The organism is Streptomyces sp. NPDC059853 (assembly GCF_042731495.1).
Classification (GTDB): Bacteria; Actinomycetota; Actinomycetes; order Streptomycetales; family Streptomycetaceae; genus Streptomyces.
The window spans coordinates 19853-29589 of the sequence record NZ_JBHWJL010000037.1 but is presented as its reverse complement, the minus strand read 5'-3'; the positions used below and the strand labels follow the sequence as shown (position 1 = coordinate 29589).

General features: G+C 73.3%; 9 protein-coding genes. 5 read left to right on the top strand and 4 right to left on the bottom strand.

Annotated elements, in window-relative coordinates:
• Positions 1–71 precede the first annotated feature (71 nt).
• Positions 72–1130, bottom strand: coding sequence for a non-homologous end-joining DNA ligase (gene ligD, locus ACFV5N_RS06755; protein WP_385595013.1), 1059 nt, complete (start codon positions 1128–1130; stop codon positions 72–74).
• 76 nt (positions 1131–1206) lie between these two features.
• Here ligD and ACFV5N_RS06750 point away from each other — a divergent pair, with 76 nt between their 5' ends.
• Positions 1207–2280 carry an ATP-dependent DNA ligase gene (locus tag ACFV5N_RS06750; RefSeq protein ID WP_385595010.1) on the top strand — a complete coding sequence of 358 codons (1074 nt, stop codon included), beginning with the start codon at positions 1207–1209 and terminating at the stop codon, positions 2278–2280.
• Here the strand turns inward: ACFV5N_RS06750 and ACFV5N_RS06745 are convergent.
• Positions 2258–2683 carry an HIT family protein gene (locus tag ACFV5N_RS06745; protein ID WP_385595007.1) on the bottom strand — a complete coding sequence of 142 codons (426 nt, stop codon included), beginning with the start codon at positions 2681–2683 and terminating at the stop codon, positions 2258–2260. The two genes, ACFV5N_RS06750 and ACFV5N_RS06745, sit on opposite strands and share 23 nt — an antisense overlap.
• A gap of 56 nt (positions 2684–2739) precedes the next feature.
• Between ACFV5N_RS06745 and ACFV5N_RS06740 the strand changes: the two genes are divergently transcribed.
• The 4 genes from ACFV5N_RS06740 (at position 2740) to ACFV5N_RS06725 (ending at position 7167) form a co-directional block, all read left to right on the top strand.
• Entirely contained in the window at positions 2740–3810 is a 1071-nt protein-coding gene (locus tag ACFV5N_RS06740) for an NAD(P)-binding domain-containing protein (RefSeq protein WP_385595004.1), read from the top strand.
• Positions 3811–3936: 126 nt separating this feature from the next.
• Entirely contained in the window at positions 3937–5094 is a 1158-nt protein-coding gene (locus tag ACFV5N_RS06735; RefSeq protein WP_385595002.1) for an alpha-lytic protease prodomain-containing protein, read from the top strand.
• Between the two features lie 150 nt (positions 5095–5244).
• Positions 5245–6483: a DUF418 domain-containing protein gene (locus ACFV5N_RS06730; RefSeq protein ID WP_385594999.1), complete on the top strand. Its 1239-nt coding sequence runs from the start codon at positions 5245–5247 to the stop codon at positions 6481–6483.
• A gap of 126 nt (positions 6484–6609) precedes the next feature.
• Positions 6610–7167, top strand: a complete 558-nt coding sequence (locus ACFV5N_RS06725; RefSeq protein ID WP_385594997.1) for an NUDIX domain-containing protein — start codon at positions 6610–6612, stop codon at positions 7165–7167.
• A gap of 76 nt (positions 7168–7243) precedes the next feature.
• Here ACFV5N_RS06725 and ACFV5N_RS06720 read toward each other — a convergent pair whose 3' ends face one another.
• Positions 7244–8365 carry a type III polyketide synthase gene (locus ACFV5N_RS06720; RefSeq protein ID WP_385594994.1) on the bottom strand — a complete coding sequence of 374 codons (1122 nt, stop codon included), beginning with the start codon at positions 8363–8365 and terminating at the stop codon, positions 7244–7246.
• Positions 8366–8445: 80 nt separating this feature from the next.
• Complete coding sequence (locus ACFV5N_RS06715) at positions 8446–9651, bottom strand: cytochrome P450 (RefSeq protein WP_385594991.1); 1206 nt, start codon at positions 9649–9651, stop codon at positions 8446–8448.
• Positions 9652–9737 lie beyond the last annotated feature (86 nt).

Here is a 9737-nt window from a genome sequence, read left to right as displayed (position 1 = left end):
TACGGCCCCGCCCTCGGCTGGGCGGCCGGCCTGCGCGGCGCGCCCACCGGACGCAGCCCCGCCGTGCCGCCCTACCCGCTCGCGCCCTCCCGGCCGTTCTTGTCCTTCCCGTTCCCCGCCCCGCCGTCCTTCCTGGCCCGGCTCGGCTGCACCCGTTTGGGCTCGCCCTTCACCTTCGGATGCTCCGGCGGATACGGCAGATCCCCCAGCCCGTGATCGCGCTCGTCCCGCGCCGCCATCTCCAGCGCCGTCTCCAGCCGGCACACGTGCCGTTCCATCTCCGCGTGCACATCGCCCACCTCGGCGAACCGCGCCGGCATCGTCGCCAGGTCGAAGTCCTCCGGCCGGGCGTCCGGCACCTCCTCCCAGCGCAGCGGCGCCGACACCGGGGCGTGCGGACGCGCCCGCACCGAGTACGCGCTGGCGATCGTCCGGTCCCGCGCCATCTGGTTGTAGTCCACGAAGATCCGCTCGCCCCGCTCCTCCTTCCACCACGCCGTGGTGACCCGCCGCGGATCCCGCCGCTCCAGCTCCCGCCCGATCGCGATCGCCGCCCGCCGCACCTGCGGGAACGTCCACTCCGGCGCGATCGGCACGAACACGTGCATGCCGCGCCCGCCCGAGGTCTTCGGCCAGCCGCGCAGCCCCCACTCCTCCAGCAGCCCGCGCAGCTCCAGCGCGGTGCGCACCGCGTCCGCGTAGTCCGTGCCCGGCTGCGGGTCCAGATCGATCCGCAGCTCGTCCGGGTGCTCGGTGTCCCCGCGCCGCACCGGCCAGGGGTGGAAGGTCAGCGCGCCCAGGTTCGCCGCCCACACCACCGCCGCCGGCTCGCTCGGCGCGATCTCGTCCGCGTGCCGCCCGCTGGGGAAGGAGATCCGCCCGGTGGGGATCCACTCCGGCAAGTTCCCCGGCGCCCGCTTCTGGTAGAACGACTCACCCGTCACCCCGTCCGGGTACCGCTCCAGCGTCGTGGGCCGGTCCCGCAGCGCCCGCAGCGCCCCGTCCGCCACGGCGAGGTAGTACTGGGCCACATCCAGCTTGGTGAACCCGCGCTCCGGGAAGTACACCTTGTCCGGGTTGGACACGCGCACCGTGCGGTCACCGACCGTGAGTTCCATGGCCTTGCCCATGCCGCCACGCTAAGCCCGTCCGCCGCCGCGCGCCCGCCGACGGGCGCCGCGCCGCCGCGCGCCGCACAATCCCACCATGGACCTTCCGGTGATGCCCCCCGTCAGCCCGATGCTCGCCAAGCCCGCCGCGAAGATCCCCGCCGGCATGCACTACGAGGCCAAGTGGGACGGCTTCCGCGCCATCGTCTTCCGCGACGGGCCGGAGATCGAGATCGGCTCCCGCACCGGGAAGCCGCTCACCCGCTACTTCCCCGAACTGGCCGAAGAGCTGCCCGCCGCCCTGCCCGAGCGCTGCGTCCTGGACGGCGAGATCGTCATCGCCCGCGGCGGCCGGCTCGACTTCGACGCCCTGCTGGAGCGCATCCACCCCGCCGACTCCCGGGTCCGCATGCTGGCCGAACGCACCCCCGCCTCCTTCGTCGCCTTCGACCTGCTCGCCCTCGGCGACGAGTCCCTCCTCGACACCCCGCAGCACGCCCGCCGCACCGCCCTCACCGAGGCGCTGCGCCACACCCGCCGGCCCGTCTTCGTCGCCCCCGCCACCGGCGACCTCGACCTCGCCCGCCAGTGGTACGAGCGGTACGAGGGCGCGGGGCTCGACGGCATCGTGGCCAAGCCGCCCGACCTGGCCTACCGCCCGGGCGAGCGCGTCATGGTCAAGATCAAGCACGAACGCACCGCCGACTGCGTCGTCGCCGGGGTCCGCCGCCACAAGAGCGGCGAGGGCGTCGGCTCCCTGCTGCTGGGCCTGTACGACGCCACCGGCCGCCTCCAGCACGTCGGGGTCTGCGCCTCCTTCACCGCCAAGCGGCGCACCGAGCTGATGGACGAACTCTCCGCGCTGCTCATGGACTCCGCCGAGGGCCACCCCTGGGCCGACTGGGCCGAGGCGGAGGCCCACGAGCACGCCCGGATGCCCGGCGGACCCAGCCGCTGGACCGGCACCAAGGACCTCAGCTGGCTGCCGCTGCGCCCCGAACGGGTCTGCGAGGTGCGGTACGACCACATGCAGGGCGACCGGTTCCGGCACACGGCGCAGTTCCGCCGCTGGCGGCCCGACCGGGAGCCCGCCGACTGCGGGTACGCCCAGCTGGAGGAGCCGGTCGGCTACGCGCTCGACGACGTCCTCACCCCGCACCGTCCGCGCTGACCGCCGCCCGCACCAGCGCCGCCACCTCGGCCGCCCGCTCCGCGTCCCGGTACCGCCCGCGCGGCCAGAAGAAGCCGCGCAGCCCGTCCCGGGGCCGCCGGGGCACCACATGGGTGTGGAAGTGCGGCACCGACTGGCTCACCCGGTTGTTGGCCGCGACGAACGAGCCGCGCGCGTCCATCGCCGACTCCACCGCCGCGGCCAGCCGCCGCACCACCGCGTAGTACGGGCCCAGCAGCTCGGGCGGGAGGTCGGTGAGCGTCGGCAGGTGCTCCCGCGGCACCACCAGCACATGCCCCTCGAACAGCGGCCGGGCATCCAGGAACGCGACCACCGACCCGTCCTCGTACACCCGGTCGGCGGGCGCCTCGCCGCGCACGATCCGGCAGAAGACGCACTCCATGCCCCCAGTGAACCCCCTGCGGGAAGTCCCGGCACCCGCCCGGCGTTGGATGAAACATGAACGACATGACGGTCGTGGTCATCGGCGCGGGCCAGGCGGGGCTGGCCGCCGCCTACCATCTGCGGCGCCGGGGGTTCGCCCCGGGCACCGGCTTCGTGGTCCTCGACCACGCACCGCGCCCCGGCGGCGCCTGGCAGTACCGCTGGCCGACCCTCACCTACGGCCGGGTGCACGGCATGCACGCGCTGCCCGGCATGGAACTGACCGGCGCCGACCCGGACCGGCCGTCCTCCGAGGTGATCGGGGAGTACTTCACCGCGTACGAGCGCGCCTTCGCGCTGCCGGTGCTGCGCCCGGTGGACGTCACCGCCGTCCACGACGAGGGCACGGGAGCGCTGCGGGTGGACAGCCCGTCCGGCACCTGGCGCACCCGCGCGCTGATCAACGCCACCGGCACCTGGGACCGCCCGTTCTGGCCCACGGTCCCCGGGGCGGCCGGCTTCACCGGCCGTCAGCTGCACACCGCCCAGTACCCCGGACCCGCCCCGTTCGCCGGGCAGCGGGTGATCGTGGTCGGCGGCGGCACCTCCGCCGTCCAGCATCTGCTGGAGATCTCCGAGGTCGCCGCGAGCACCCTGTGGGTGACCCGCCGCCCGCCGGTCTTCCGCGAGGAGGGCTTCGGCGAGGTCGAGGGCCGCGCGGCGGTCGCCCTGGTCGAGGAGCGGGTCCGCGACGGACTGCCGCCACGCAGCGTCGTCTCGGTCACCGGGCTGCCGATGACCGAGGCCATCCGCGCGGCGCGCGCCTCGGGCGTGCTGCGCCGCCATCCGATGTTCCAGCGGCTGACGCCGGACGGGGTGCGGTGGGCGGACGGGCGCCACGCCCCGGCCGACGTCATCGTCTGGGCCACCGGTTTCCGGGCCGTCCTGGACCATCTCGCCCCGCTGAAGCTGCGTGAGCCGGGTGGCGGCGTCCGGCTGGAGGGGACGAGAACGGTCCGCGACCCGCGGGTGCATCTGGTCGGCTACGGGCCCTCCGCCTCCACCATCGGTGCCAACCGCGCCGGCCGGGCAGCCGTCAACGACCTTGTGGCGCTGCTGGGTTCGCCGGTGGGCAGCACCAGGTGATTGGTCTGGACATGCTCATGGCGGAGGTCTAATGTCCTGCGCGTGAGGTGAGAGCGCTCTCACACTGCATCGCTTCGTTGCCCCGTACCGCCCCACTTCGGTAGAGCACGTTCAAGGAGCCCTGCAATGAGACGCACCCGTTCCTTCAGCCTGGGCGCGGCTGCCCTGATGATCCTGACCACCGGTCTCGGCGGTGCCGCCGTGGCGGCCGACTCCTCCACCCCGGCCTCCGGCAGCGACCCGGTCGCCGAACCCGCCCTGATCGAAGCGCTCCAGCGCGACCTCGGGCTCACCCCGGAGCAGGCCGTCGACCGGCTCGCGGTCGAGGCCGAGGCCATGGCCACCGACGAGGCGGCCCGGGAAGCGGCCGGCGACGCCTACGCCGGCAGCTGGATCGACGCCGAGACCGGCACCCTCGTCGTCGCCGTCACCACCGCCGGCGCCGAGAGCGCGGTGGAGTCCACCGGCGCCGCCACCGAGCGCGTCACCCACAGCCAGGACACGCTCGACACCGCCCTCGCCGCCCTGGACGAGCTGGACGCCCCGGCCGCCGTGGCCAGCTGGTACGCCGACGTCCAGGAGAACGGGATCGCCGTCGACGTGGTGGCCGGCGCCGAGGACACCGACGCGGTCACCGCCTTCCTCGCCGAGGCCGAAACCGTCCAGTCCCTGCCGCTGACCGTCCGCACCGTGGACGAGGCGTACACCACCTCCGCCGCCGGTGTGGTCGGCGGCGACCCGTACTACACCGGCAACGTCCGCTGCTCCATCGGCTTCTCGGTGCACGGCGGCTTCATCACCGCGGGCCACTGCGGATCGGGCTCGGCGGCCGTCTACGGCTGGGACAACAGCCTGATGGGCAACTTCGCCGGCCGCTCCTGGCCCGGCGGCGACCACGCCTGGGTCCGCACCGGCCACGGCTGGTGGACCGTCCCGGTCGTCCTCGGCTGGGGCACCGTCTCCGACGCCCTGGTCCGCGGCTCCAACGAGGCCCCCACCGGCGCCTCCGTCTGCCGCTCCGGCTCCACCACGGGCTGGCGCTGCGGCACCATCGGCGCCAAGAACGTGACCGTGAACTACGGCAACGGCAACATCGTCTACGGCATGACCAACTCCACCGCCTGCGCCGAGGGCGGTGACTCCGGCGGCTCGTTCATCAGCGGTGACCAGGCCCAGGGCGTGACCTCCGGCGCCGCGGGCAACTGCTCCAGCGGCGGCTCCTCCGTCTTCTACCCGATCCGGCCGATCCTGTCCGCCTACGGGCTGACCCTGCACACCGCCTGACCTGCGGCCTCCCGCCCGGCTCCGGCCCGAGCGGCGGGGCCGGGTCCGCCGAAGGATGTACCCGGATCTCGGCATCCCGGCGGACAGGAACGCCCCCGCACGCCCCCGACGATGGTGACGACGAGCCACCACCGACGGGGAGTTGCGGACATGAGCGAGACCACGCGGCGCCCGGTGCCGCTGACGGGAAACCCCGCCGGCGGCACCAGCGCGGCACCGGGCACCGGACGGCTGCCGCTGCTGGACGTCCTGCGCGGGGTGGCCATCCTCGGCACTCTCATGACCAACATCTGGATCTTCGCGGGACCCGGCGCCGAGTGGGGCGTCCTCAGCGGCGGCCTCGACACCCCCGGGCTGTTCTCCGGCGCCGACACCGCCGGCCTCGCGGAGGCCGTCTTCCGGCTGCTGGCCGACGGCAAGTTCCTCTCCCTGCTCACCGTCCTCTTCGGCGCCGGCCTCGCCATCCAGTACGACGCCGCCCGGCGCCGGGGCGAACCCTGGCCGGGCCGCTACCGGCTGCGCGCCCTGTTCCTCTTCGCCGAGGGCCTGGTGCACTTCGCCCTGATCTTCGCCTGGGACGTCCTCATGGGCTACGCCCTGGTCTCCCTGCTGGTGGCCTGGCTGCTCACCCGCTCCGACACCGCCCGGCGCCGGGTCCTGCGCGGGGCGGCCGCCGCCCATCTGACCGTGATGACGCTGCTCACCCTCGCCCTGCTGACCGCCCCCGCCGGGGACGGCTCCGGCGGCAGCGGCCCCTCACCGCGGGTGATCGCCCTGTACGCCGAGGGAAGCTGGGCCGAGCAGATCGCCTTCCGGATCGAGAACGCCCTCGTCCTGCGCGCCGAGCCGCTGCTCTCCTTCGGCCTGCTGCTCTTCCTCTTCCTTCTCGGCGTCCGGCTCCACCGGGCCGGAGCCTTCGCCCCGGGCGCGGCGGGGGAGCGGCTGCGCCGCCGGCTGATGCGCTGGGGCCTGGGCGCCGGTATCCCGCTGACGCTGGCCACCGGCGGCCTCTCCTCGGATCTCTTCCTGCTCAGCCGCTACGCCGCCGCCCCGGTCCTGGCCCTCGGCTACCTCGGTGCCATCGGCGTGCTGCTCGACCGCCGCGCCGCCCGTGCCCCCGGGCGCCCCGCCGGGCAGCTCGTGGTGAGTCTCACCGCCGTCGGACGCACCGCCCTGTCCTGCTACGTCGGCCAGAACCTGCTGGCCGCGCTCGCCTGCTACGGCTTCGGCCTCGGTCTCGCCGCCCGGTTCGCCGACAGCGGCCCCTGGTGGGTCATGGGGCTGTGGGCGGCGATCGGCCTGCTGCTGGTGGCGGGCGCCCGGCTGTGGCTGCGGTACGCCGACCACGGTCCGCTGGAGTCCCTCCAGCGCCGGGTGCTGCGCCGCTGAACGGGGTACGGGAAGAGGGCACGTCCGGAATGATCACACCGCCGCCGGGCGTTGCTAGGGTCGGAGGGTGTACGCCCGGTGCCCGGAGGGCGTGCACCGGCCGAGTGAAGGGGCGGGAGCAGCGCGATGACCTATACCTTGCACCGGAAGGTGACGCACTGCCCCTACTGCGGGGCGGCCTTCGCCCCCGACGCGGGCTGGCCCCGGGACTGCCCCGGCTGCGGCGAGACCAGCTGGGCGAACCCGCTCCCCGTCGCCATCACCCTGCTGCCGGTCACCGGCGAGGCGGGCCGGCGCGGGCTGGTCGTGGTGCGCCGCGACATCGAGCCGGCGCGGGGCGAGCTGGCGCTGCCCGGCGGGTACGTCGAGATCGGCGAGAGCTGGCAGCAGGCGGCGGTGCGCGAGCTGCGCGAGGAGACCGGGCTGCACGCGGACGCCGAGGACATCACGCTGTACGGGGCCCTGAGCGCCCGCGGCACGGTGAACCTGTTCGGACTGCTGCCCGACCGGCCGCTGACCTCGCTGCCGCCGTCCGCGCCCACCGCCGAGGCCACCGAGTGGCTGGTGCTGTGGGAACCGGCCACGCTGGCCTTCCCGACCCACACCGACATGGTGGTGGACCGTTTCTTCGCCGCTGCCCCGGCCGCCACCGCCCCGGCCGCGCCCGCCTCGCCGGCGGCCTGACCCGTACCCGCCGTACGCCACCGGCCGGGCCCCGCGGTGCGGGGCCCGGCCGATGGTCTGTGTGCTGCCGTGGTACTCAGACGCCGGCCCGCTCCTGGGCGGCGGACCGCCCGCGCGGTACCGACGCCAGGGCCTGCGCGCCCACCTGCGCCGGGTCGCGCCAGGCGCCCAGCGCCATCTCCGCGGTGATCCCGGGCCCGAACCCGGCGATCAGCCCCCGGGCGCCCTCGGCGACCTTCCCCTCCTCGAACAGCCGGTTCAGCGCGTCGAAGACCACGCACGAGGCGATGTTCCCGCGCTCGGTCAGCGTGGTCCGGCTGTGGGCGAACATCTCGGGCCCCAGATCCAGGAAGTGGCACAGATCGTCCAGGATCCGCGGGCCGCCCGCGTGGATGATGTAGAAGTCGAGCCCCGACACGTCCCAGCTGTGCTGCTCGGACAGCGTGCGCAGCGCCGGGGCCAGCATCTTCATGGTGGTGGGCACCCGCTTGTCCAGCTGGAAGTGGAAGCCGGTGCCGCGTACCGCGTACGAGATCCAGTCCTCGGTGTCCGGCACCAGGTGCGAGCCGTTGCGCTCCAGGCTCATCCCGGTGCCGCCCTCGCCGCGCACCACGGCCGCGGCCACCGCGTCGCCGAACAGGCCGTTGGAGAGCAGCGAGCCGACCCCGATGTCCACCGGCTGGTAGCACAGCGAGCAGAACTCGCAGGCGACGATCAGCACGTTGGAGCCGGGATAGGCCAGGCAGAAGTCGTGGGCCCGGTTGATGGCCGCGCCGCCGGCCGCGCAGCCGAGCTGGGCGATGGGCAGTTGCCGGGTGTCGTCACGGAAGCCCATCGCGTTGATGAGCCAGGCCGTCATGGACGGCATCATGAAGCCGGTGCAGGAGACATAGACGATCAGGTCGATGTCCTGGGCCTCGAGTTCGGCGTTGGCCAGGGCGTCGCGGACGACCTCCGGGACCCGGGCCTTGGCCTCCGCCTCGTAGACCTTGTTGCGTTCCTCGAAGCCGGGATGCTTGAGCGTTTCCTCGATCGGCTGGACGAGATGCCTCGTCCGCACTCCGGTGTTGCCGATCAGTCGCAGCACCAGGGGGAGCTGGGCGTGGCCGGCGTGCAGGGTGCGCGCCAGGTCCAGGGTCTCCTCCATGGTGATGATGTTGTCGGGCACCGCGATGGACGGCTTGCAGAGCGTTGCCATGATCCCCTCCCGTGCCGGGGTGTGCTGTCGACGGAGCACCCCGGCATCGATGGCTGGTTCGTGGTGGTGGATGGGCCCCGTCACCAGGCGACAGGGAGTTCGTGCGGGTAGCGCCAGATGGACTCGGTGTTCCAGCGCACCTCTTCGGCGGGCACGGCCAGCCGCAGCTCGGGGAACCGGCGCAGCAGGGTGCCGATGGCGACCTGGAGTTCCATGATCGCCAGCGGGGAGCCGATGCAGTGGTGCGCGCCCCAGCCGAAGGTCATGTGGGGGGTGGGCGGGCGCTCCACGTCCAGTTCGTCGGGGCGGTCGAACCGGGCGGCGTCCCGGTTGGCGGCCAGGTAGGAGACGTGGACCGTGTCGTTGGCCTTGATCAGCACCCCGCCGACCTCGACGTCCTCGGTGGCGATGCGGGGGATGCCGACGCCCTTGCGGAACGGGATGTAGCGCAGCAGTTCCTCCAGGGCCGTGGGCAGCAGTTCGGGCCTGGCCTGGAGTTTGGCGCGCTGCTCGGGGTGGGTGAGCAGGGTGTAGCTGATGTTGCTGAGCTGGTAGGTGCTGGTGTCGTGGCCGGTCATCATCAAGACCATGGCCATGACGGCGAGTTCCTTCTCGTCGAGGACCTCGCCGCCGTCCCTGGCGGTGGCCAGGTTGCTGATGAGGTCGTCGCCGGGATCGGCCCGCCGGGCGACCGTCAGCTCCTGGAAGTAGCCGCGCAGATGCGCCTTGGCCGCGATCGCGGCCTCCTTGGTGGTGGAGCCGATCGCCATCATGGCGATGGCGCAGCGCCGCAGTTCCGGGCGGTCCTCCTCGGGGATGTCGAGCACCTCGCAGATGGTGGTCATCGGCAGCTCGTTGGAGAGGTGCTTGACCAGATCGGCGGGGGAGCCGTGCTCGGCCATGCTGTCCAGCAGCGAGTCCACGATCCGCTGGGTGGCCGGCCGCATGGCCTCGATCTTGGGGTTGGTGAACGCCTGGGCGACCAGCCGGCGCAGCCGGCTGCTCTGCGGCGGGTCGAGCAGGTTGATCGATTCCGACTGCACGATGGGGTTGGGCGTCATGCGCGGGAAGTCCCGCCCGATGACGGCGGCCCGGCTGAACCTGCGGTCGGTGGTAACGGTGCGCACATCCTCGTACCGGGTCACCAGCCACGCCTCGCCCTGCCCGTACGCCATCTTGATCCGCGAGATGGGTGCCTCGGTCATGAGCTGACGCAGCAGCGGGTCGAACTCCAGGCCCTCGGCGAAGTCGAACGGACACGTTTTGACCGTGTCGGAGTTCTCCACCCCGGCCCTCCACTTCCTGGGAACCGTCTTTGCGACGGTGATTGACTGGACGAGGAAGGGGTCCCCGCGAGGTGTAGGGACCATGT

Excerpts from the sequence above, each read along its gene's own strand:
- ACFV5N_RS06750 (WP_385595010.1), top strand. The coding sequence starts at position 1,207 with ATGGACCTTCCGGTGATGCCCCCCGTCAGCCCGATGCTCGCCAAGCCC.
- ACFV5N_RS06730 (WP_385594999.1), top strand. The coding sequence starts at position 5,245 with ATGAGCGAGACCACGCGGCGCCCGGTGCCGCTGACGGGAAACCCCGCC.
- ACFV5N_RS06745 (WP_385595007.1), bottom strand. The coding sequence starts at position 2,683 with ATGGAGTGCGTCTTCTGCCGGATCGTGCGCGGCGAGGCGCCCGCCGAC.
- ACFV5N_RS06725 (WP_385594997.1), top strand. The coding sequence starts at position 6,610 with ATGACCTATACCTTGCACCGGAAGGTGACGCACTGCCCCTACTGCGGG.
- ligD (WP_385595013.1), bottom strand. The coding sequence starts at position 1,130 with ATGGGCAAGGCCATGGAACTCACGGTCGGTGACCGCACGGTGCGCGTG.
- ACFV5N_RS06740 (WP_385595004.1), top strand. The coding sequence starts at position 2,740 with ATGAACGACATGACGGTCGTGGTCATCGGCGCGGGCCAGGCGGGGCTG.
- ACFV5N_RS06735 (WP_385595002.1), top strand. The coding sequence starts at position 3,937 with ATGAGACGCACCCGTTCCTTCAGCCTGGGCGCGGCTGCCCTGATGATC.
- ACFV5N_RS06720 (WP_385594994.1), bottom strand. The coding sequence starts at position 8,365 with ATGGCAACGCTCTGCAAGCCGTCCATCGCGGTGCCCGACAACATCATC.